The 20,856-nt window shown below is 73.4% G+C and carries 18 protein-coding genes and 1 pseudogene; 7 read left to right on the forward strand and 12 right to left on the reverse strand.

Features of this window, described 5'->3' with window-relative positions:
• Positions 1-90: 90 nt before the first annotated feature.
• From ACWEJX_RS29010 to ACWEJX_RS29020, 3 genes are all read right to left on the reverse strand, one after another.
• Positions 91-1,104: an NADP-dependent oxidoreductase gene (locus ACWEJX_RS29010; RefSeq protein ID WP_451610372.1), complete on the reverse strand. Its 1,014-nt coding sequence runs from the start codon at positions 1,102-1,104 to the stop codon at positions 91-93.
• Between the two features lie 100 nt (positions 1,105-1,204).
• On the reverse strand, positions 1,205-1,876 hold the full coding sequence (locus tag ACWEJX_RS29015) for a TetR/AcrR family transcriptional regulator (RefSeq protein ID WP_451610373.1): 672 nt from the start codon (positions 1,874-1,876) through the stop codon (positions 1,205-1,207).
• 2 nt (positions 1,877-1,878) lie between these two features.
• Positions 1,879-2,574 carry a type 1 glutamine amidotransferase domain-containing protein gene (locus ACWEJX_RS29020; RefSeq protein WP_451610374.1) on the reverse strand — a complete coding sequence of 232 codons (696 nt, stop codon included), beginning with the start codon at positions 2,572-2,574 and terminating at the stop codon, positions 1,879-1,881.
• A gap of 240 nt (positions 2,575-2,814) precedes the next feature.
• Here ACWEJX_RS29020 and ACWEJX_RS29025 point away from each other — a divergent pair, with 240 nt between their 5' ends.
• Positions 2,815-3,741 (forward strand): LysR family transcriptional regulator, encoded by a 927-nt coding sequence (locus ACWEJX_RS29025; RefSeq protein ID WP_451610375.1) that lies wholly within the window; start codon positions 2,815-2,817, stop codon positions 3,739-3,741.
• A gap of 78 nt (positions 3,742-3,819) precedes the next feature.
• On the opposite strand, the gene ACWEJX_RS29030 is transcribed toward ACWEJX_RS29025, so the two are convergent.
• The 7 genes and pseudogenes from ACWEJX_RS29030 to ACWEJX_RS29060 all read right to left on the reverse strand — a co-directional run bounded on the left by ACWEJX_RS29030 (position 3,820) and on the right by ACWEJX_RS29060 (position 12,050).
• Positions 3,820-4,245 carry an NPCBM/NEW2 domain-containing protein gene (locus tag ACWEJX_RS29030; RefSeq protein ID WP_451610399.1) on the reverse strand — a complete coding sequence of 142 codons (426 nt, stop codon included), beginning with the start codon at positions 4,243-4,245 and terminating at the stop codon, positions 3,820-3,822.
• 30 nt (positions 4,246-4,275) lie between these two features.
• A pseudogene (locus tag ACWEJX_RS29035) lies at positions 4,276-5,901 on the reverse strand (NPCBM/NEW2 domain-containing protein); the annotation flags it as partial.
• 188 nt (positions 5,902-6,089) lie between these two features.
• A complete protein-coding gene (locus tag ACWEJX_RS29040; protein WP_451610376.1) occupies positions 6,090-7,133 on the reverse strand; it encodes an ABC transporter permease in 1,044 nt (347 codons plus the stop codon).
• Positions 7,130-8,794: an ATP-binding cassette domain-containing protein gene (locus ACWEJX_RS29045; RefSeq protein WP_451610377.1), complete on the reverse strand. Its 1,665-nt coding sequence runs from the start codon at positions 8,792-8,794 to the stop codon at positions 7,130-7,132. The genes ACWEJX_RS29040 and ACWEJX_RS29045 overlap by 4 nt, the downstream gene beginning before the upstream one ends.
• Positions 8,795-8,845: 51 nt before the next feature.
• The gene (locus ACWEJX_RS29050; RefSeq protein WP_451610378.1) at positions 8,846-9,889 is read right to left on the reverse strand and encodes a substrate-binding domain-containing protein; all 1,044 of its coding nucleotides are present in this window, start codon (positions 9,887-9,889) and stop codon (positions 8,846-8,848) included.
• Between the two features lie 301 nt (positions 9,890-10,190).
• Positions 10,191-11,258, reverse strand: coding sequence for a PhlD (locus ACWEJX_RS29055; protein WP_451610379.1), 1,068 nt, complete (start codon positions 11,256-11,258; stop codon positions 10,191-10,193).
• A gap of 75 nt (positions 11,259-11,333) precedes the next feature.
• Positions 11,334-12,050: an MmyB family transcriptional regulator gene (locus ACWEJX_RS29060; RefSeq protein ID WP_451610380.1), complete on the reverse strand. Its 717-nt coding sequence runs from the start codon at positions 12,048-12,050 to the stop codon at positions 11,334-11,336.
• Positions 12,051-12,367: 317 nt separating this feature from the next.
• On the opposite strand from ACWEJX_RS29060, the gene ACWEJX_RS29065 reads away from it, so the two are divergent.
• The 3 genes from ACWEJX_RS29065 (at position 12,368) to ACWEJX_RS29075 (ending at position 14,363) form a co-directional block, all read left to right on the forward strand.
• Positions 12,368-12,898, forward strand: a complete 531-nt coding sequence (locus ACWEJX_RS29065; protein ID WP_451610381.1) for a hypothetical protein — start codon at positions 12,368-12,370, stop codon at positions 12,896-12,898.
• 50 nt (positions 12,899-12,948) lie between these two features.
• Entirely contained in the window at positions 12,949-13,311 is a 363-nt protein-coding gene (locus ACWEJX_RS29070; protein ID WP_451610382.1) for a MerR family transcriptional regulator, read from the forward strand.
• A 182-nt stretch (positions 13,312-13,493) separates the two neighbouring features.
• Positions 13,494-14,363 carry a DUF4389 domain-containing protein gene (locus ACWEJX_RS29075; RefSeq protein ID WP_451610383.1) on the forward strand — a complete coding sequence of 290 codons (870 nt, stop codon included), beginning with the start codon at positions 13,494-13,496 and terminating at the stop codon, positions 14,361-14,363.
• A 42-nt stretch (positions 14,364-14,405) separates the two neighbouring features.
• On the opposite strand, the gene ACWEJX_RS29080 is transcribed toward ACWEJX_RS29075, so the two are convergent.
• Positions 14,406-15,995 (reverse strand): mucoidy inhibitor MuiA family protein, encoded by a 1,590-nt coding sequence (locus tag ACWEJX_RS29080; RefSeq protein WP_451610384.1) that lies wholly within the window; start codon positions 15,993-15,995, stop codon positions 14,406-14,408.
• A 6-nt stretch (positions 15,996-16,001) separates the two neighbouring features.
• Positions 16,002-18,089 (reverse strand): DUF4139 domain-containing protein, encoded by a 2,088-nt coding sequence (locus tag ACWEJX_RS29085; protein ID WP_451610385.1) that lies wholly within the window; start codon positions 18,087-18,089, stop codon positions 16,002-16,004.
• Positions 18,090-18,176: 87 nt separating this feature from the next.
• On the opposite strand from ACWEJX_RS29085, the gene ACWEJX_RS29090 reads away from it, so the two are divergent.
• From ACWEJX_RS29090 to ACWEJX_RS29100, 3 genes are all read left to right on the forward strand, one after another.
• Positions 18,177-18,530, forward strand: a complete 354-nt coding sequence (locus ACWEJX_RS29090; protein ID WP_451610386.1) for an MmcQ/YjbR family DNA-binding protein — start codon at positions 18,177-18,179, stop codon at positions 18,528-18,530.
• A 139-nt stretch (positions 18,531-18,669) separates the two neighbouring features.
• Positions 18,670-19,347 (forward strand): TetR/AcrR family transcriptional regulator, encoded by a 678-nt coding sequence (locus tag ACWEJX_RS29095; RefSeq protein ID WP_451610387.1) that lies wholly within the window; start codon positions 18,670-18,672, stop codon positions 19,345-19,347.
• Positions 19,348-19,486: 139 nt separating this feature from the next.
• A complete protein-coding gene (locus tag ACWEJX_RS29100) occupies positions 19,487-20,854 on the forward strand; it encodes a GH1 family beta-glucosidase (protein WP_451610388.1) in 1,368 nt (455 codons plus the stop codon).
• Positions 20,855-20,856: the final 2 nt, after the last annotated feature.

Genomic DNA, 20,856 nt, shown 5'->3' on the forward strand with positions numbered 1-20,856 from the left:
CCTCTCCCCCCTCCTCCGCTTCTGCTTTGGTGGTCTCTCCGGGGGGGGGGGGCCCCCGCCCCGCCGCGGGGCCCCCCCCGCCGAGGGCGTCTAGCGGTGCGCCAGGCGGACGAGCATCTTGCCCGTGTTGCCGCCGCGCATCATCGACTGGAAGGCGTCGAGCGTGTTCTCGATGCCGTCGACGACCGTCTCGTCGGCGACCAGCGAGCCGTCCTTCAGCCAGCCGCCCGCCTGCTTGGCGTAGTCGGGCACCAGGTGCAGGTGGTCGCCCACGTTCATGCCGCGCAGCGTGATGCGCTTGCCGATGGCGAGCGGCAGGTTCGCCGGGCCGGGCGGCAGCTCCGTCGCGTTGTACGCGGAGATGGCGCCGACCAGGCCGATCCGGCCGTTCAGGTTCATCGCCGCGAGGGCCGCGTCCAGGTGCTCGCCGCCCACATTGTCGAGGTAGACGTCGATGCCCTCGGGCGCGGCGGCCGCGAGCTGACCGGCGACGTCGCCCGCGCGGTAGTCGAGCGCCGCGTCGTAGCCGTACTGCTCCACCAGCCGGCCGGCCTTCTCGGGCCCGCCCGCCGAACCGATCACCTTCGAGGCACCCAGCTTGCGGGCGAACTGACCGGCCACCGAGCCGACCGCGCCCGCCGCCCCGGACACGAAGACGACGTCGCCCTCGCGCACCGGCGCGATCTCCGTCAGCGTGGCCCACGCGGTCAGACCTGTGGTGCCGAGCACGCCCAGGTACGCCTCGGCGGGCGCGAGCGCGGTGTCGACGCGCTGCACGGCGGCGGCGTCCACGAGGGCGTACTCCCGCCAGCCCAGGAAGTGCGTGACAGTGGCGCCGACCGGCACCTCCGGCGCCTGCGAGGCGACGACCGTGCCGACGGCCGTACCCGTCATGGTCTCGCCGAGCTCGAACTGCGGGATGTAGGACTCGCCCTCGTTCATCCGGCCGCGCATGTACGGGTCGACGGAGAGGAAGTCGTTGCGGACGACGATCTGACCGGGGCCCGGGTCGGGCACGGTGGTGGTCACGAAGGCGAAGTCGGCGGACCGGGGCTCGCCGACGGGCCGGGCGACGAGCTGCCATTCACGGCTGGAAAAAGGCATGACATAGCTCCACGTAAGAGGGGGAGGAGGGGGGAGGAGAAAGGAAGTAGGAGGGGGAGAAAGGAAGTAGGAGGGGAGGAAGGAAAGGAGGAGGGCGGACTCAGAGGGCGGTCGGCAAGGGTGCCGTTACCGACCCCGGCCCCGGCCCCGTTTCCGACCCCGGCCCCCGTTCCGGCTCCGGCTCCGGTGTCTGCACCGGTACGCCCAGCAGCCCCGCGAGCAGCGCGTCCGTCGCCGGGGCGAAGAGCGCCCTGCTGTCCGTCGTCATGGCCTCGGCGTCGGCCCCGGCCACCGACTCCAGTCCGAGGACGAGCGCCAGGGCGATGTCCGCCGCCTGCGCGGGCTCGACGCCCGCGGTGGTGCCGGCCTCGGCGAACAGCTCGGTGAGCAGGCTCCGCAGATCGGCCGTGAACGAGGCGCAGATCCCGGTGAAGAGCCGGGCCTTGGCGTCCACCAGTTCGGCGGTGTGCGGCGAGGGGCCGCTCAGCTCGGCGACGAGGTCGAGCTTGGCGGCGAGGACGCCCCGGATCCGTACGGTGTACGAGGCGTTCCGGTCGGCCGCCGCCTGCCGGGCCCGCTCCAGGGCGCGGGCGTGCAGCCGGGCGGCGAGGCGGCGGAAGGCGTCGTCCTTGTTGCGCACGTACTGGTAGACCGCGGACCGGGACACGCCCATGGTGGCGGCGATGTCGTCCATCGTGGTGCGCCGTACGCCGTACCGGGTCAGGCAGTCGTAGGCGGCGTCGAGGACCTCGTCGAGCCGGTCGGTGCCCATGGTCAGGCCAGCTTCTTGAGCAGCTCGGCGGCGAGCGGGGCGGAGGAGGCCGGGTTCTGGCCGGTGACGAGGTTGCGGTCGACGACCACGTTCGGCGCCCACGGCTCGCCGACGCGGACGTCGACGCCGGCCTCGACCAGCCGGTCCTCGAGCAGCCACTTGGCCTTGTCGGCGAAGCCCGCCTGGGTCTCCTCCGCGTTGCTAAAGGCGGCCACCCGGTACCCGGCGAAGGCGTTGCCGCCCTCCTCCTCGACCGCCGCGAGCAGCGCGGCCGGCGCGTGGCAGACGACACCGAGCGGCTTGCCCGACGCCAGCGTGTCGATCAGGAGGCGACCGGAGACGGCGTCGACGGCGAGGTCCTCCATGGGGCCGTGGCCGCCGGGGTAGAAGACGGCGTCGTAGTCGTCGAGCCGCACGTCCTCGAGCCGGACCGGGCGGCGGAGCTCGGCCATCGCGTCGAGGGTCGCGGCGATCCGGTCGGCACCCTCCTGCCCGCCGTTCACCTCGGGCGCCAGGCTGCCCCGGTCGACGGTCGGGACGACGCCGCCGGGCGTGGCGACGGTGATCTCGTGACCGACGGCCGTGAACGCCTCGTACGGCGCGGCGGCCTCCTCGGCCCAGAAGCCGGTGGGGTGCTCGGTGCCGTCGGCGAGGGTCCAGTGGTCGACGCCGGTCATCACGAAAAGGATCTTCGACATGCGTGTCTCTCCAGGCTGACGCAGTGGGGTTCTGACACCGCGGACGCAGATCGTCAGTGCGGCGATGTCCTCGACCGTAGGAGGCAGGACCCATCCGAATCCAATAGGCTCGGACATATGGCAGATAGGAAATCCGATGGCACGGCGGGAATGCCGACAGGCTGGCCGGCCGGTGTGCCTGGGGGAGCACCGGCAGCACCGGCAGCACCGGCAGCAGCGGCCCCGGGAGTGCCGACGGGCGTGCCGGCGGCCCCCGCGCACGGTCCCGGACTGCCCGACCTGAACCTGTTGCGCACCTTCCTCGCCGTCTACCGGGCCGGTTCCTTCACCACCGGCGCCCGCATGCTCGGCCTCTCCCAGCCCACCGTCACCACCCAGATCCGCACGCTGGAGAGCCGGCTCGGCCGGGAGCTGTTCGAGCGCCTGCCGCGCGGCGTCGCCCCGACCCCCTTCGCCGACGAGCTGGCCGGCCGCGTCGTGGAGCCGCTGGACGCGCTCGGCGCCGTCCACGGCCCCGGCGGGCTGCTCGGCGCGGGCGAGGCGGAGCCCGTGCACATCGCCGGCCCGGCCGAGTACCTCTCGCACTGCGTCCTGCCCACCCTCGCCGGCCTCGTCGACAAGGGTGTACGGCTCCGCGTCACCTTCGGCCTCACCGACGACCTCCTGGAGGCGCTGCGGGCCGGCCGCCACGACCTGGTGGTGGCGACCGTCCGCCCCCGGGGCCGCAACCTCGCCTCCGTCCCGCTCGCCGACGAGGAGTTCGTCCTGGTCGCCGCGCCGGCGTGGGCCGAACGCCTCAGCGCGCGCGTCGCCACCGACGGGCCCGCCGCCCTGCACGGCGTGCCCCTCGTCTCGTACGCCGAGGACCTGCCCATCCTGCGCCGCTACTGGCGGCACGTCTTCGGCACCCGCCTCGCGACCACCCCCGCCGTCACCGTCCCCGACCTGCGCGCGGTCCTCGCCGCCGTCGTCGGCGGCGTCGGGGCCAGCGTCCTGCCGCGCTACCTCTGTGCGGCCGAGCTCGCGTCCGGGGCCCTGGTCCTGCTGCACCAGCCCGAGGACCCGCCGATCAACACCGGCTTCCTCGTCCAGCGCCCCGGCTCCGCCACCAACCCGCACGTGGCCGTCGTGCGCGACCACCTGATCCGCGTGTCCCACGAGGCGTGAGACGCGGGGTGTGAGAGCCGGTAGCCGGTCCCGGCGGGCCGGCGCCGATGTGCGCGCCGGCCTGCCGGGCCGCCACGATCAGACGCAGGTGAGGGTGGGGCCGCCCCAGTCGGCGTGGTCGTAACTGTTGCCGTCGCCGGCGTCGGTGACCTGGAGCGTGAGCTCGTAGGCACCGGTGAGCGGGGCGTCGAGGTGGGCTGCGGCCGCGCTGCCGGTCAGGGTGGCGCTCTCGGCGACCTTCACACCGTCCGCGTACACCCGGAAGACCACCGAGCCGCTGTTGCCGACCTCGTCGTCGACGCCCACGTCGGTGCTCAGGCCGGTGCAGGAGCCGCCCAGGTAGTACGTGAGGGTGGCGGCGGCGTGGGTGCCGAGGCCCTTGGCGTACGGCGTGCCGCCGACGGTCAGGGTGCGGCCGTCGCCGGCCGCCTGCTCGCCGTTGCTGCGGTCGCGCTCGACCGGCCCCCAGCTGTTGGCGGCACTCGCCCACGCGAGGTCGCTCAGGGCGTGGCTGCCGGCCGACGGGCCGTCACCGCAGGCGAGACGCGCACCCGCCCAGTCGGCGTGGTCGTAGTTCTTGCCGTCCCCGGCGTCGGTGACCACCAGCCGCAGGTCGTTCGTACCGGTGAGGTCGACGCTGAGGCGCTTCGCGGGATCGCTGCCCCGCAGCACCCCGCTGTCGGCGGCCAGGCTCTGGTCGCGGTACACCTGGAAGACCACCGAGCCGCTGTTGCCGACCTCGTCGTCGACGCCGACGTCGACGGTGAGGTTCCGGCACGTCCCGCCCAGGTGGTAGCGGACGTCGGAGGAGGCGTGGGTGCCCAGGCCCTTGGCGTACGCGGCGCCGCCGACCGTCAGGGTGTGCCCGTCGCCGGAGCCGCTCTCACCGTTGCTCCTGTTGCGCTCCACCGGTCCCCAGCCGTTGGTGGCCGAGGTCCAGGCCAGGTCACCGAGCTGGTACAGGCCGGCGGGCAGCGCGATCGGCGCGCTCGGGGTCACCCGGTACATCACCGTGCCGTGCGGCGGCACCGACGCGCTGACCGCGCCGGTCGAGGTGGTGGTCTGCCCGGACCACAGGTCCTTGAGCATGTACGAGGGCGCGCCGCCGATCCCGGCGGCCTCCGCGGTGGTGGCGACGGTCCGGGCCAGGCTGGTCTCGTTGGTGAGGGTGATCGCGCGGCTGCCGTCGGCGAGCGGCTTGCTCATGACGACCAGGCCGCCGCTGCTGGACAGCACGGTGCCCTGCACGCCCAGCGGGTCCTGGTCGACCGCGATCACGTCGGTGTTCTTCAGGATCGCCAGCGTCGCCGCGCTCGCGGTCCGCAGGTCGCTGCCGATCAGCAGCGGCGCGGACATCTCGGCCCAGAGGCTGAAGTGGGTGCGGTACTCGGTGTCGGTCATGCCGCCGTTGCCGACCTCCAGCATGTCCGGGTCGTTCCAGCCGCCGGGCCCGGCGTACGGGGCGAGCGGCTGGTTGGCGTGTGCGATGCCGATCATGCTGGACCAGGAGTCGGTGATGTCTCCGGTGGTGCGCCAGGAGTTGCCGACGTCCTGAGCCCAGGTCCACGGCTGGTTCTGGCCCCATTCGCAGATGCTGTAGAGGATGGGGCGGCCGGTGGCCTTCAGCGCGTCGCCCATCGCCCGGTAGCGCTGCCGGGCGTCGACGCCCTGGTTGTTGCAGTTGTCGTACTTGAGGTAGTCGACGCCCCAGGACGCCCAGAGGTTGGCGTCCTGCTGCTCGTGGCCGAGTCCGCCGGGGAAGCCGAGGGTGTCGCAGGTCTTGGTGCCGGCACTGGAGTAGAGGCCGAACTTCAGGCCCTTGGCGTGGACGTAGTCGGCCAGCGCCTTGATCCCGTGCGGGAAGCGGACCGGGTCGGGCACCAGGTTGCCGGAGGCGTCGCGGTTCGGCAGGGCCCAGCAGTCGTCCAGGTTGACGTACTGGTAGCCGGCGTCCTTGAGCCCCTGGGTGACGAAGATGTCCGCGATGCCCTTGACCATCGACTCGTTGAACTCCGCCCGGCAGTGGGTGGAGTTCCAGTTGTTGAAGCCCATCGCGGGAGTGCGGGCCAGTGTGTTCTCCACGGCCGCCGCCGGTGGTGCGGCGGCCAGTTGGAGGCCCGTGGCGGCCGTGGCGGCGAGGGCGCCACCGCCGAACAGCATGGCCAGCGAGGTGGTCGTCGCGGTGAGGACGTGCCTGATGCCGTGTCCGGTCCCGCGTGTGGAGGGAGTCAAGTGAGCTCTCCTGTCTGGAAGGTTGATCGGCCGACAAGGAGGTGCGGGTGCAGGTGCAGGTGCAGGTGCAGGTGCGGGGGTTGCGGGGGTGCGGGGGTGCAGGAGCAGGAGCGGAGCTACGCGGGCAGGCCGACGGCGCGGCCGCGGTGGCGGCGCTGCTGGATGACGACGGCGGCCACGAGGAGCAGTCCCTGGGCGACGTTCTGCCAGAAGGTGTTGATGCCCTGGACGGTGAGCCCGTTCTGCAGGGCGCCGAGCAGGGCGACCGCGAGCAGGGTGCCGCCGATCGTGCCCTTGCCGCCCTTGAGGGCACAGCCGCCGAGCGCGGCCGCGGTGATCGACTGGAGTTCCAGGCCCTCGCTGCCGGAGACCGGCTGCCCGGAGCCGGTGCGCGCGGTGAGCAGCACACCGGCGAGGGCGGCGACGGTGCCGGTCAGCGCGTACGCCGAGATCAGGTACTTGTTGAGGTTGATGCCGGCCAGCCGGGCGGCGGTGTCGTTGCCGCCGAGCGCGTAGATGTTGCGGCCGATGTCGGTGTACGTGAGCAGGACGTGCACCGCGGCCGCGACCAGCGCCAGGATCCAGACCATGGTAGGCAGCCCGGCGATCCTTCCCCGGCTGAGGAAGACGAAGACGGGGTCGCCGAGCACGTAGCCCTGCGCCCGTCCGTCGGAGACCAGTTGGGCGAGTCCCTTGTACGCGGCGAGGCCGGCCAGCGTGGCGATCGTGGGGTTGACCCTGCCGTGGATGATCACGACGCCGTTGAGCAGGCCGACGGCGGCGCCCCCGAGCAGGGCGGCGCCGATGCCGAGCGGGGCGCTGGAGCCGGTGGCGGTGAAGACCATCGCGCTGACCACGGAGGCGAGGCCGGCCTGGGAGCCGACGGAGATGTCGAGGCCGCCGCAGATGATGACGACGGTCTGTACGACGGCGAGCAGCCCGGCGATGGTGGCCGCCTCGCCGATCACCCGGATGTTGTCCCAGCCGAGGAAGTTGGGGTCGAGCGTGCCGAACAGGGCGACCACGACGACGAGGGCGCCGAGGAGTCCGGCGTTCTGCCCGCCGATCGAGGCGAGGAGTGTGCGCGGGCCGCCCGGGCGCGGCTCGGGTCCGGTCCCGCTCGGCGGGCGCTGGGTGCTCGGGGCGGTGGCGGCGCTCATCGGGCGGCTCCCGTCGCGGGGGTCGGGCTGGTAGGAGTGCTGGGACCAGCACTGGTCGGACTGGTCGGACTGGTCGGGGCGGCCGGTGCAGGGGAGTCGGTGGGAGTGCCCGCGTCGGGGTCCGTGCCGGCGCCGCCCTGGGGAGCGGCGGTGAGGTCGTCGGCCATGGCGAGGGCGAGGATCGCTTCCTCCGAGGCCTCGGACCGGCCGAGTTCGCCGGTGACGCGGCCGTTCTGCAGGACGAGGACGCGGTCGGCGAGGCCGAGGACCTCGGGCAGTTCGGAGGAGACCACCAGGATGGCCACGCCCTCGCGGGCCAGGTCGGCGATGATCTGGTAGATCTCCGCCTTGGCACCGATGTCCACGCCCCGGGTGGGTTCGTCGAGGATCAGCAGCGCGGGCCTGCGGGCCAGCCAGCGGGCGAGCACGACCTTCTGCTGGTTGCCGCCGGAAAGGGTGTGGACCTCGGCCTCGACGGAGGGTGCGCGCACCCGCAGCCGGTCGGCGAACTCCTGGGCGAGGGCGCGCTCCCCGGACTTGCTGACGAAACGCCGGCGGCGCAGCCGGCCGAGGCTGACCAGCGCGGTGTTGTCACGGATGGTGCGGTGCAGGAACAGGGCCTGGGCCTTGCGCTCCTCCGGGGCCAGGCCGATGCCGGCGGCGACGGCGTCGCGCGGACTGCGCAGGTCGAGACGTCTGCCGTCGAGCGTGACGGTGCCGGAGCGGATCGGGGTGTCCCCGGCGAGGGCGAGGGCGAGTTCGGAGCGGCCGGCGCCGATCAGTCCGGCCAGGGCGACCACCTCCCCGGCCCGGACCTGGAGCGTGATGTCGCGGACGTCGTCGGTGGTGAGGCCGCGGACGTCGAGCACGATGCGGTCGGTGGCGACCTCCTGCCGGGCGAACAGGCCGGCCAGGTCGCGGCCGACCATCAGACGCACGACCTCCGTCTCGGTGGTGGCGGAGGCGTCGACGACGCCCGCGACCCGGCCGTCGCGCAGGACGGCGATGCGGTCGGCGAGGCGGAAGATCTCCTTCATCCGGTGCGACACGTAGACGACGGCGACGCCCTGGTCGCGGAGCCGCCCGATCAAGGTGAACAGGGCCTCGGTCTCGTGCTCGGAGAGGGAGGAGGTCGGCTCGTCGAAGGCGATCGCGCGGGGCGGGGCGCTGCCGGTGAAGGCGCGGAGGATCTCCACCAACTGGCGCTGGGCGGCGGTCAGCCGGAAGCCGGGCAGGTCGGGGTCGAGGACCTTGGCGAAGCCGAGCGCCGCCAGGTCCGCGGTGATCCGGCGGCGCAGTTCGGCCCGGTCGAGGCGGCGCCCGGCGCGGCGGGGCAGCGAACCGGCGTACACGTTCTCGGCGACCGAGACGTGCGGGATGATCTCCGGCTCCTGGGGGATGATCCGGATCCCGGCCCGGCGCGCGTCGATCGGCGAGGCGAGGTCGAGCGGCGTCCCGTCCAGCAGGACCCGCCCCCGGCTCGGCCGGTGATCGCCGGTCAGGATGCGCAGGAGGGTGGACTTGCCGGCGCCGTTCTCGCCCATCAGGGCGGTGACCTGGCCGGGCGGGAAGTGCAGGGTGACGTCCTGGAGCGCGTGGACGGCGCCGAAGCGCTTGGAGACGTTCTCGGCGGACAGGCCGGCGGGTGCGGTGCTGGTCATGGGACCTCACTCACGCGGGGCGGGGCGGGGCGGGACGGGAGCCGGGGCGCGTCAGCTGCAGGAGACGCCGGCCGCCTGCCAGCTCGCGGCGTCGACCATCCGGGTCGGCGCGAACGCCTCGGCGGGGAACTCTTTGCCGTTCTTGAGGCGGTCGTACATGGTCTGGACGGCGAGCGCGCCGACGTCCTTGCCGTTGATGAACAGCGCCGCCTTCATGCCGGACGGCTTGCCGGACTGCCAGTCCTTGCAGGCGAGGTAGGCGCCGAGGCCGACGCCGATGATGTCCTTGGCGTCGATGCCGGCGTTCTGCAGGGCGGTGACCCCGCCCTGGACGTTCTCGTCGTTGCATCCCCAGACGACCCAGTGCTTGACGCCGGGGTTGGCGGTGATGGTGGCCGCCACCTTGTCCTGGGCGCCGGTCGGGGTGTTGTCGGTGGCGACTTCGAGGCCCCTCACGCCGTGGACGGCCGAGTCGAAGGCCGCCGTGGCGGCTTTGACGCGGTCGCCGCAGACGGTGACGTCCTGCTTCCAGGCGGCGATGATCCGGGTGTCGGCCGCGTTCCAGCCGGCCTTCTTGTACTCCTCGGCGGCCCGCTTGCCGACCTCGCCGCCCATCTGCTCGCCGCTGAAGCCGATCCGCGGCACCAGATCACCCTTCGCGCAGGACGCGGGTGCCGGGCCGGTGGTGCAGATCTGGTCGTCGGAGGTGAGCAGGGCGACCTTGGCGTCCCGGGCGGCCTGGACGACCTGTGGTCCGACCGCGGGGTCGGGGACGACGATGATCAGGCCGTTGCTCTTCTGCGCGATCGCGGACTGGACCTCGCTGACGGTCTTGTTGGCGTCGTTGCCGAGGTTGACCACCTTCAGGTCGACGCCGAGCTCGGCCGCCTTCGCCTTCGCGCCGGCCGCCTCGCCGATGAAGTACTCCTGGTCGCCCTGCTTCTGAAGATACGTCAGGGAGATCTTGCCCTCCACCGTGCGGACGTCGCCGGAAGAGCCGGACGGCGCCTGTCCGCTCGAACACGCGGTGAGGCCGAGGGCGGCGACGAGAGCCGTGGCGGCGACGGGGGCGAGGCGGGAGCGCGGGGTGGGCATGTGGGGGCTCCTGGGGTGGGAAGTGACCTGCGAGTGCGACACAATCGACCAGAATCACGCGCAATCAAACGTTGCGGATCACAGGAAACGCCGTGATCATGTAACCGTCAATCCCCTGCGCTCAAATAGGCTCATGTGGCGGCGCGGCAGGGGAAGTCGAGGGACCCGTGCGACGACGCGTCGGTACACCACGCCGACGGCGTGGTGTCCGGTGTCGGGCGTCGGATGCTGCCAGGCGGCGGACGTCAGGCGGCGGGCGTCGGACGGCGGGCGTCAGGCGGCGGGCGTCGGACGCCGGGCGTCAGACGGCGGGGTGGTGCCAGCGCCCGTACGCCGCGGCCAGGATGAAACCGGGGCCGAAGCCGACGAGCAGGCCCTCGCTGTCGTGCGCCGGAGGGGCGTCGAACGTCCGGGCCAGCACGTCGAGGACGGCCGAGCCGCCGAGGTTTCCGCACTCCGCGAGGCTCGTCCAGGAGTGCGTCAGGTCGCCCGTCGTCTTGTCGGGGTCGAGCCCGAGGCCGTCGGCGGCGTCGAGGATGATGCGCGGACCGCCGGGGTGCACCACGACGAAGTCGGTCGGCCGCCCGTCCAGCCACTTGTGGATCTCCGGGAGGGAGTCGCTCAGCGCGCGGGTGGCGGCGTCGGTGGAGTCGAAGTGCAGCCCCTCGGCCGTCAGCCGCCCCTTGTAGCGGCTGATGCTCTCCGGCAGCACGTACTGGAACGTGTCGCTGACCTCCAGGCTCGGGCCGTCCCACCGCGGGGTGTCCGACACGACCACGGCACCGGAGCCGTCCCCGAACAGCACCTTGTAGATCATGGACTCACGGCTGGTGTCGACATGGTTGTACGTCGCCGCCGACAGGCACTCGGCGACGACGATCAGGACGTTCGCGCCGGGGTGCGCCCTGATGTCGTCCCGCGCGTACACGATCGCCTGGGCCCCGCCCGCGCACCCGACGCTGGCCATCGGGATCCGCCGTACGTCGGCTCGCAGCCCGAGTTCGTACACGAGCGACACGTCGAGCGAGGGCACCGCCCACGAGGTCGTGTGACTGGTGATGACACAGTCCACGTCCTCGGGCGCGAGCCCGGCGTTCGCCAGGGCCTGGCGGCCCGACGCGACGGCGAGCCGCAGCGCGTCCTCGAACGCGGCGCCGTTGCGCTCCTCGATCGGCGCGGTGCCGGAGACCGTCGGCGCGGACAGCGGACGCGTGAAGTACCGCTTCTCCACGGTCGTCGCCCGGGCGATCCGCAGATAGGCCTCCAGCCGGGGCAGCTCGGGGTGGGCGGCACGGATGTCCGCGCACAGCTCGTCGGTGGTGACCAGGTTCGGGGGCAGGGCTATGGCGGGGCGGGCTATGTGAGCCACGGCTGAGACTCCTCGGGTCGGGGTAGGGGAAAACGTACGTGATGGGTGCCGGTTGTTCCCCCGTCCGGTACCGCCTCAGGACCTCAGCGGCGCCGACAGCACCGGATGCCGCTCGGCGAGCGACCTGCCCGGCGTGTAGACCAGCAGCATGACCCGCGAACCGGGCGACGTGACCGGCTCGGCGACGCACGTCGTCACCCAGCCGGGGCCGTGCACGGCATGGTGGATCGGCCGCTCGGAGCCGTCCGGGTACGGGATCGGCGCGGTCGCCGCCTCCCGGTAGATCGGCCCCGCCACCGCGTCCGCCAGAACCTCCGCCTCGATCCGCGCCAGCGTCCCGTTGTCCGGCCGCATCTCCCTGGCGTGCCGCAACTGGGGCATCACCAGGGGCGCCCACCGGCTCTCCCAGTCGGTCAGCACCTCCGTACGCGCCTCCTCGTCGAGCAGCATCCACCGCATCGTGTTCGCCGGCGGCTCACCGCGCGGGAACAGGCGCCGGTAGTCCTCGTTGTGCGCCAGCACGTTCCACTCGGCGTCGGTCACATACGCCATCGCCCCGCTGATCTGCTCCATCACGCCCCGCCACACCCCGGGCACCGTCATCCCGGAGTCCTCGTGCAGGGCGTACGGCGGGTTCTCCCGGCGCGCCAGCCGCCACAGGATCGTCCACTCCTGCTCGTTGAGCCGCAGCGCCTTCGCCACGGCGGTCAGGAACTCGTTCGACACCTTGGCCAGCTGCCCGTTCTCGAACCGGTTGTACGTACCGGGCGCACGGTGCAGCAGACAGTCCATCTGCTCCTGGCTCAACCCGACGGCCCGGCGCCCACGCCCGGACACCCGCCGCGGAAACCCGGCGGATTCGGGACTTATGGCCGCGCGGCGTTCCTGGAGGAGCCCTTTCAGCGAGAGCCGATTGCTGTCGGCGAGTTGCACGTTCTCACACCTGTCGTTCGAGCGGGGAGGGAACTGCAAGTAGAGCACTGCGCCCGGAACGGGCGCCGGGCCGGGGTGTGGGAACTTTCCGTCCGCTTGTTGCGTTGCCGAAGGTGACCTGATCGTTTGATGTGCGAGACGAGGGCGCTGCCGTCGTCGGGGGAAGTGGGCAACACATGGCCATGGTGGGCCTGTTCTGGATCGTCGAGGGCGATGTGTACGTGGGCGCGAAGCCGTCCGGGCACGCCCCCGGGGTGCGGCTGACCTCCGAGGGGATCGTCGGGCTGGGCGACGGGCAGTCCGGCCTGCATCTGTGGGAGGACGTGCGGGCCCTGACGGTGGGGGGAGTGCCCGTGACGTCGCTGATGCGGCAGGTCGGCGCCGTCGCGGAGGTGGCCTTGGTGACGGTGAAGGAGCTGGCCCTGCCCATGGGGATGGGCCCGGAGGTCGAGGCGCCTCCGCTGATGACGGTGTGCGTGGACGCGGCCGACGGCGAGTACGAGTTGGGGGCCTACGCCGCCGCGGCCGTCGGCTACACCCAGACCGAGGCCGACCTCTCCCGCGCGCTGCTGTCCCGGCTCACCGAGGGCGCCGCGACGATGCAGACGACGCTGGCGGCGATGTCGGAGTGGGGCCGCGCCTGGGAGGGCGGGTCGGCGCCCAGGAAGGCCGAGCGCGAGGAGCTGCTCCGGGGCTGGCTCGGCTAGGACCGGTCCGGCAGGACCCGTACCGCTCTCGACGAAACGAGGATGGTCATATGCGCATCGGCGAACTCGCCCGGCTGACGGACACCCCTCCGCGCCTCCTGCGCTACTACGAGGAGCAGGGCCTGTTCACTCCGCGCCGCGAGGCGAACGGCTACCGCGCGTACGACGAGAGCCTCGTCGACCGGGTCCTGCAGATCCGCGGGCTCCTCGACGCGGGGTTGCCCACGCGGATCATCAAGCAGATCCTGCCCTGCCTGGACAGCCCGCGGAAGATCCACTTCGCCGACGCCACGCCCGAGATGATCGCCACCCTGGAGTGCGAGACCGAGCGGATGGAACGCCGGATCCGTTGCCTGACCCGCAACCGCGACGCCGTCCTGGAGTACCTGGCGGCGGTCAAGGAGCTCGCCTGACGAGGGAGCGGTACGAGTCCGGTCCCGGGTGGCGGCGCAGGCCGGAACCGGGCCCGCGGTAACCCCTGTGGCCCCGGTGGCGGTGCGGCGGCCCTATCGCCGCGCCACGATCGAGGTGCACGGGCGCAGCAGGGGAGCACCCGGCGAACACCGGGACAGGCGGGACGCGGAGGAGGCGGCCGATGGCAGCAGGATGGGAACCCCGGCCTCCGGCGTACACCGACGAGGACGAGTTCCGGCCGCCCCTGGACATCCCCCCTCCGGGGCGACAGCGCCGCTGGACGGTGCTGCTGCGCTGGCTGCTGCTCCTGCCGCAGTTCGTCGTCGTCGTCCTGTCCATCGCCGCGTTCTTCGTCACCGTGGCGGGCTGGTTCAGCGCCCTGGTCCTGGGCCGTCTGCCCGACGCCATCGGGTCGTTCCTCGGCTCGGTGCTCGCCTACCAGACCCGGGTCCTGGCGAGCTCCGCACTGCTCGTCGACCGCTATCCGCCCTTCGCCTTCGACGCACCCGACTACCCCGTCCGCATCGAGCTCCGCGCCACCCCGCTCAACCGCCTCGCCGTGCTGTTCCGGCTGTTCCTGATGATCCCGGCACAGATCGTCAGCAGCCTCGCGCAGTCCGGCTGGTTCGCGGTCGGCTGGGTGTTCTGGCTGATCGGGATCGTCCTGGGGCGCCTCCCCGAGCCCGTCTTCGGCGCGACGGCGGCCGTCGTCCGCTACCGGATGCGGCTGTCGGCGTACGCGATGATGCTGACCCCGGTCTACCCCAAGGGCATCCTGGGCGACGACGCCACCGCACCCGCCGCTGCCCCCGCACCCTCCCAGGCCCCGGTCCCCGGGCCCGCCCCCGTTCCCGCACCTGTGCCGGCCCCCGCCGCGCCCGAGCAGCGCTCCGCCACGCGCCCCCTGCTCCTGGACACCACCGCGAAGGTCCTGGTCTGGCTCTTCCTCCTGCTGGGACTCGTCGGCCAGATCACGTCCGGGACGATCGACTATGACGACCACGACGACGACTACCACGCCTCCCACTCGCACGCGGCGGCGGCCCGCTGACCGACGGGCGCCGGCCCGGCCCGTTCGCCCTCCGCCCTTGGTTCAGATCCCGCTGACCTTCGCCTTCGCCGCGATCTCGTACGCCAGGGTCACCGTCCGCCGGCCGCCCGGCGCGAGTGCCACGTCCCAGCGGACGATGCCGTCGGCGTCGACCGCGTCGGGCACCGGCGAACAGACGTCCTTCAGGAGGCGTACCTCCACGGCCGCCACCTCGGAGACCGGGATCCGCTCCCGTACGGCGATCACGCGGTCGCCCTGTTCGCCGGGCGCCGAGAACCGGGACAGGTGCAGCCGTACCGTACGGGTGACGACGGTGCGCTGGGACAGGCCGGCGGTGTCGCGCGACTCCTCGGCACGGCGGACGACCCGGTGGTCGTCACGACTGCCGAAGGCGAGCTCGACGGGGGCGCCGGGAGGAGTGAAGTCCAGGGTGCCGCGGCCGCTGAATCCGTGGTCGCGCACCAGGTCGACGGGCCCGGCGAGCAGCGCGTGGCCCGACCGGTTGTCGAACCGCACGACCTGGGTGACCAGCGGCGACAGCTCCGGCGCGCAGGCGTACTCGCTGCGCGCGGGCGTGGTGAAGGCGGAGAGCCGCACCCGGTGGGCGCGCCCGTCCGAGGGCACCGAGACGGGCGCGGGGGAGTGCAGCACGCGCGTCTCGCCGCCGTCGTCCACGCCCGGCAGGCCGAGCACCGGCAGCGGACCGAGGTCCGCGGTCCGCTCCTCACGCAGTTCGACGTCGACGGTACGGCGCTCCGCCGCCGTGCGGTCCTTGAGGGTCAGCCGGTCCTCGACGAGCCGCGGCGGCTCACCGGCCAGCGCCGAGCGGGCCGTCGACAGCGTCAGGCGTACGTCCGACCACTCCTCGCCCGTCCGCTGCCAGACCACCGCGTCGGTCTCCAGCGTCAGCGCGTCCCCGTCGAGCACGGCACGGTAGGCGGGCCGCCACAGCGCGCACGGCGTCAGGTGGGTCAGCCGCAGCCGGGCGGGTCCGGCCGCCGTGGCGCGGACGGTCAGCTCGACATGTCCGAGCAGCTCGGCGGGTTCCTCCTCGGCGGCTTCCAGGGCCCGCTCGGTGTCTGCGCGCTCCTCGCCCAGCGCCACCAGCCGGGCCTCGACGGCGCGGAGCCGCTCGGCGTACGTGTCGCGCTCCTGGTCCACCCGGTCCAGCTCGCCGGCCCAGCGCGCCGTGTCGGTCTCACCGGCCCCGGCGCCCTCGCCGATCTCCCGCAGCAGATCGGCGGCGAGCCGGCCGAGCAGCTCCAGCCGGGTCCGCAACCGGTCGCGCCGCCGTTCGAGCGCGAACCGCTCCTCCGTCAGGGCGTGCAGCGCCCGGCGCAGCGCGGAGTCCTCGTCGGCGTCCGGCAGCGGACCGCGCGGAGCCCAGGTGCGCACGATCCGGACGTCGAGCACGGCGGCGGGGTGATCGGCGGTCAGCTCCGCGTGCAGCGTACGGTCGACGGCCAGCGCGCCGACCGGCCCGAGCCGCAGCCGCTGCACCCCCTCGCGCAGGTCGAGGACGGCGGCGCGCTCGATGTGCGCGCGGTCCTCCAGACAGGTGACGGCGGTGACGGGCAGCGCGATGGGTTCGGCGACGGGGTCGCCCGGGGCGGGCGTGTGCGTCGTGGACATGAAGGCTCAGCTCCTGCGGTTGCCGTCGACGAGGGCCTTGCCGGCCGGGATGCGGATCTCGTAGCCGCCTTCGAGGGCGGTGGTGCCGCCGGCGGGCAGGTCCACCCGCCAGACGCGGGTGCCCGGGGCGTACTGCTCGGGACCGGCCCCGTCGTCGGGCGCCGCCCAGCCGGCTCGTTCCTCGATCCGTACGTCCGGTTCGGACGAGACAGGCACCCGCTCGCGCACCTCCACGGTGACCGGCCGCGGCAGCCGGTTGGCGAGCTCCACCTGGACGCGGTGGTCGAGGACGGTCGTGTTGTTGCGCAGACCCGCGGTCGACTCGTTCATATGCGTACGGCGGACCACCCGGATGCCCTCGGCGGGCCCGAGCCCCACCCGCCGCGCTCCGCCGGGCGCCAGCGTGGGCAGCGCGGCGGTCAGCAGGAAGTCGTCGTCGACGGTGACCTCCACCGGGCCGGCGAGCAGCGCCTGCTCGGAGGCGTTGGACAGCACGAGCGTCGCGTACACGGTCGGTTCCACGGACGGCACGCACAGGTACTCGGTACGCAGACCGACCGCGATCTCGCCCACGGTGACCGTGTGCCAGGTGCCGTCCGACGGGATGTCCGCGCGGGCGGCGGCGTCGAAACGGTGGTCGAAGGAACCCGCCGACTCCCGTGGCCGTACGGCGTGTCCGGGCAGCGGCAGGGCCGCCACCGTCTCGGCGCGCCGCCGGAGCTCGGCCGCCACCGGGTCGAACGGCGCACCGGGGAACAGCCGGCCGCGGCGGGTCCCGGGCTCGTCCGGGCCGCACAGTTCGAGGGCGGCGTAGTCCAGCTCGGCGCCGCTCGGCTGCGGCGGGCCGGCCGGCGGCGGCGCGGCGGGTGCCGGGGCGGGGGCCGCGAACGGGGCCGGTCCTGAGGGCGGCGCGGGAGCCGCGCCGGGAGCCGCCGGGCCGAAGGGAGCGGCGCGGTACGCGCTGCCGGGCGCGGGTGGCCCGCCGTACCCCTGCGGCACCGGTGCCGATACCGGAACGGGGGCGGCTGCCGGTGCGGGTGGCTGCGCGGCCGACGGCGGCGGAGGCGGGGGCGGGGGCGGCGGGACGGGCATGGCGGGGCCACCCGCGGCACCGCCGACGGGCACCGGCGCGCCGGCGGCCGCACCCGGGCGGCCGCGGCCCAACGGGCGGGGGCCCTGCGCGTCGTACGCCGTGAACAGGTCGGCGAGCCCCGTCGGCGGCTCCCGCCAGCCGGCCGGCGCCGGAGCGGGCTGACTGCGCCCGATCCGCAGCGAGCCGAGCCTGGGCAGGTCGGCGCGGCGCCGCAGGTCGGCGGTGGCGAACGCGACGCGCACGCCCGTCCAGTCCTCGCCGGTCCGCTGGGCGACCGACGCGCGCAGCACCAGACGGCCGCTGCCGTCGCCCTGACGGTGGCTCAGACGATAGGCCGGCACCCAGACCGCGCCCGGCACGCCGTACTCGACCTCCAGCTCCACCTCTTCGCCCGCCGTCCCGGCCAGGGTGAGCACCGCGCAGACGGTGGCGTCGACGTGTGCGGACGGCGCGTCGGTCGAGGAGCGGGCGAGCCGGTCCTCGGCGACGCCCAGTTCGTGCTCGGCGCGCCGCAGCGCCTCCTCCAGCTCCGCCAGCCGCTCGTGCAGGGCCGCCAGCCGCTCGTCGACGAAGTCCGCGAGCTCCAGCCACGCCTCGACGGGCGTACGCCGGGGCGGATCCTCGCGCTTGCGGCCCGGCGGCACCGGCCGCACCCCGCCGACCTCCTCGATCAGCCCCAACTGCCGGTCCCTGCGGGCCCGCACCGCCGCGCACGCGTCACGCAGCCGCTCCACCTCGCGCCGTTCCGCGCCGTCCCGCCCACCGCCGGCCGGTCCGGCCTCCACCTCCACCCGCGCCTCGGTGACCCGCGCCCCCGACCCGCCGAGCACCCGCGCCCGCAGCGAGCCGGGGTCCAACGCCCGCGGCAGCCCCGCGACCCGTACCCGCTCTCCGTCAGCCGGTACGACACCGCCCGCCAGCCGCCGGCACAACGCGCCCTGCGCGTACACCACCACCGCGTCCAGGACCGAATCCCACCGCCGCGCCGACTCCACCGTCATCTCCCCGCCCTACCGCCGTGTCCGTGCCGATCGCACCCTATGCCGCCACGGCGCGTCGATGTCAGTGGCCCGTCGTACGGTCTGACCATGAGCACCTCCGACGAAGTCCGCGCGCTCGCGCTCGCCCTGCCCGAGACGACCGAGAAGGAGGCCTGGTCCATGCCCACCTTCCGCGTCGCCGGCAAGATGTTCCTGACCCTCCCCGAGAACGAGACCTCGATGGCGGTCCGCTGCCCCAAGGAAGAGCGCGACGAACTGGTCCTCGCCGAGCCCGACAAGTTCTGGATCGCCGACCACGAGGCCGCCTTCGCCTGGGTACGGGTGCGCCTGGCCGCCGTCGACGACGCGGACGAACTCCGCGCGATCGTCCTCGACTCCTGGCAACAGGCCGCCCCGCCCCGCTTGCTGAAGGAGCACCCGGACCTCACGCCGCCGGCGTAGTGCGGGCCGGGCTCGTGCTCTCCGAAGACCTCGGCGAGTACGCCTGGGCGCAGACCGGCTGGGCGCCCCGGAAGCAACCCCGGCCGTGCGCCCGTGGTCGCGTGTTACGTTCGCGGCATCGGACGACCGGGAGCGTGTGGTGACGGAAGCGACGAGTCCGCAGGCGAAGCGCAGCGCCGAGCCCGAGGGCAGGCCCCGGCTGCGGAGGCAGCCGCAGCAGGCGCGCAGCCGGGCTCGGGTCGAGGCGATTCTCGGTGCGGCCGACCGGATCCTGGCGCGCGAGGGGTACGAGGCGCTGACGATGCGGCGGGTCGCCGAGGAGGCGGGGACGCCGGTCGGGAGCATCTATCAGTTCTATCCGGACAAGGGCGCTGTCGTGGACGCGCTCGGTCAGCAGTATCTGGAGGGGTTCGGGACGGCCGTCGACGGGCTTGTCGAGCAAGCCGTCAGGGGTGAACTGACCGACCTGGTCGGCACGGTGGTCGACGTCTACGCGGAGCTCTTCCGGTCCCAGCCGGGCGGCATGGCGCTGTGGGCCGGGCGGCATCTGAGCCCCGAGCTGGCCCGGGCCGACGAGGCCAGCAACGCGCTCGTCGCCGAGGGGCTGGAGCGCATCGTCGAGCAGCTGACCGGCGGGCCTGGCGGGGAGCCGGTGCGGCGGGCGGCGCGGATGGTGGTGTGGGCGGCCAACGCCGTACTGCACGAGGTGTTCAAGAGCGGCGGCGAGCCGGACCTGGAGACCGTGGACGAGCTCAAGCGGATGCTGAACTCCTACTGGGAAGACCTGCGCGTCCGACTGGCGGCCGCGGGCGGCTGAGGGCGGTTGAGGGCGAACGAGGGCGGCTGAGGGCCGCCGAGCTCGGCCGAGCACCATCGAGCCGGCACTCTCGCACCCATAGAACGTGAACAGATGTTCATGTTATGGTGCGGCCCGCTCCGGACGGAAGGCTGCGCCCATGACCACCGGCTCCACCGAACCGACCCGACTCCCGCGATTCCCCGCCGACTTCGTCTGGGGCGCCTCCACAGCCGCCTACCAGATCGAGGGCGCCGCCGACGAGGACGGCAAGGGCGCCTCGGTCTGGGACACCTTCGTCCGCCGCCCCGGCGCCGTCCGGGACGGGCACACCGGCGACGTCGCCTGCGACCACTACCACCGGTTCGACGAGGACGTCGCACTGATGCGGCGGCTCGGCCTCGACGCGTACCGCTTCTCGCTCTCCTGGCCGCGCATCCTGCCGACCGGGGCGGGCAAGGTCGAGCCGCGCGGCCTCGACTTCTACGACCGCCTCGTCGACGCACTGCTCGACGCCGGGATCGAACCGACCCCGACCCTCTTCCACTGGGACCTGCCGCAGGCGCTCGAGGACGAGGGCGGCTGGCTGAACCGCGAGACCGCCCACCGGTTCGGCGCGTACGCGGCCGTGGCCGCCGAGCGGCTCGGTGACCGGGTCAAGCGCTGGATCACCCTGAACGAGCCCTTCGTGCACATGTCGTTCGGCTACGGCTTCGGCGTCCACGCCCCGGGCCGCGCCCTGATGCTGGACGCCCTGCCCGTCGCGCACCACCAGCTCCTCGCCCACGGCCTCGCGACCGCGGCGCTGCGGTCCGCGGTGCCGGACGCGGAGGTGCTGGTCGCCAACAACTGCACGCCCGTCCGCCTCCGCTCCGACGCGCGGTCGGACGAGGACCTCGCCGCGGCCTCCACGTACGACATCCTGCACAACCGACTCTTCAACGACCCGATCCTGACCGGGAGTTACCCCGACCTGTCGGCATACGGGACGGCCGACCCGACCTGGGGAGGGGCGATCCGCGACGGCGACCTCGCCACCATCGCGACCCCGCTCGACGGCCTCGGCGTCAACTACTACAACCCGACCTGGGTCACCGCCCCCGCCGATCCCGCCGCCGGGCTGCCCTTCGACCTCGCCGAGCCGGAACGGGCTTATCCGCGCACCGCGTTCGGCTGGCCGGTCGTCCCCGACGGACTCACGGAACTGCTCACCGGCCTCAAGGCCCGCTACGGCGACGCGCTCCCGCCGGTATGGATCACCGAGAACGGCTGCTCGCAGCCCTCCGGGACCCAGGACCGGGCACGGATCGACTACCTCGCGGGACACATCGCCGCGATCGCCCGGGCCATGGCCCGAGGTGTCGAGGTGCGCGGCTACTTCACCTGGTCGCTGCTCGACAACTTCGAATGGGCCGAGGGCTACCACCAGCGCTTCGGACTGGTCGAGGTCGACTTCGCCACCCAACTGCGCACACCGCGGGCGAGTTTCGAGTGGTACCGCAACCTCATCGCCGCCCAGCGGCCCTGACC

The organism is Streptomyces sp. NPDC004788 (genome assembly GCF_053601115.1).

What these genes read in the sequence shown, in the direction of transcription:
- ACWEJX_RS29010 (WP_451610372.1), bottom strand. Translation starts at nt 1,104, where the DNA reads ATGCCTTTTTCCAGCCGTGAATGGCAGCTCGTCGCCCGGCCCGTCGGC.
- ACWEJX_RS29015 (WP_451610373.1), bottom strand. Translation starts at nt 1,876, where the DNA reads ATGGGCACCGACCGGCTCGACGAGGTCCTCGACGCCGCCTACGACTGC.
- ACWEJX_RS29020 (WP_451610374.1), bottom strand. Translation starts at nt 2,574, where the DNA reads ATGTCGAAGATCCTTTTCGTGATGACCGGCGTCGACCACTGGACCCTC.
- ACWEJX_RS29040 (WP_451610376.1), bottom strand. Translation starts at nt 7,133, where the DNA reads ATGAGCGCCGCCACCGCCCCGAGCACCCAGCGCCCGCCGAGCGGGACC.
- ACWEJX_RS29045 (WP_451610377.1), bottom strand. Translation starts at nt 8,794, where the DNA reads ATGACCAGCACCGCACCCGCCGGCCTGTCCGCCGAGAACGTCTCCAAG.
- ACWEJX_RS29050 (WP_451610378.1), bottom strand. Translation starts at nt 9,889, where the DNA reads ATGCCCACCCCGCGCTCCCGCCTCGCCCCCGTCGCCGCCACGGCTCTC.
- ACWEJX_RS29060 (WP_451610380.1), bottom strand. Translation starts at nt 12,050, where the DNA reads ATGGACTGTCTGCTGCACCGTGCGCCCGGTACGTACAACCGGTTCGAG.
- ACWEJX_RS29065 (WP_451610381.1), top strand. Translation starts at nt 12,368, where the DNA reads ATGGCCATGGTGGGCCTGTTCTGGATCGTCGAGGGCGATGTGTACGTG.
- ACWEJX_RS29070 (WP_451610382.1), top strand. Translation starts at nt 12,949, where the DNA reads ATGCGCATCGGCGAACTCGCCCGGCTGACGGACACCCCTCCGCGCCTC.
- ACWEJX_RS29075 (WP_451610383.1), top strand. Translation starts at nt 13,494, where the DNA reads ATGGCAGCAGGATGGGAACCCCGGCCTCCGGCGTACACCGACGAGGAC.
- ACWEJX_RS29080 (WP_451610384.1), bottom strand. Translation starts at nt 15,995, where the DNA reads ATGTCCACGACGCACACGCCCGCCCCGGGCGACCCCGTCGCCGAACCC.
- ACWEJX_RS29085 (WP_451610385.1), bottom strand. Translation starts at nt 18,089, where the DNA reads ATGACGGTGGAGTCGGCGCGGCGGTGGGATTCGGTCCTGGACGCGGTG.
- ACWEJX_RS29090 (WP_451610386.1), top strand. Translation starts at nt 18,177, where the DNA reads ATGAGCACCTCCGACGAAGTCCGCGCGCTCGCGCTCGCCCTGCCCGAG.
- ACWEJX_RS29100 (WP_451610388.1), top strand. Translation starts at nt 19,487, where the DNA reads ATGACCACCGGCTCCACCGAACCGACCCGACTCCCGCGATTCCCCGCC.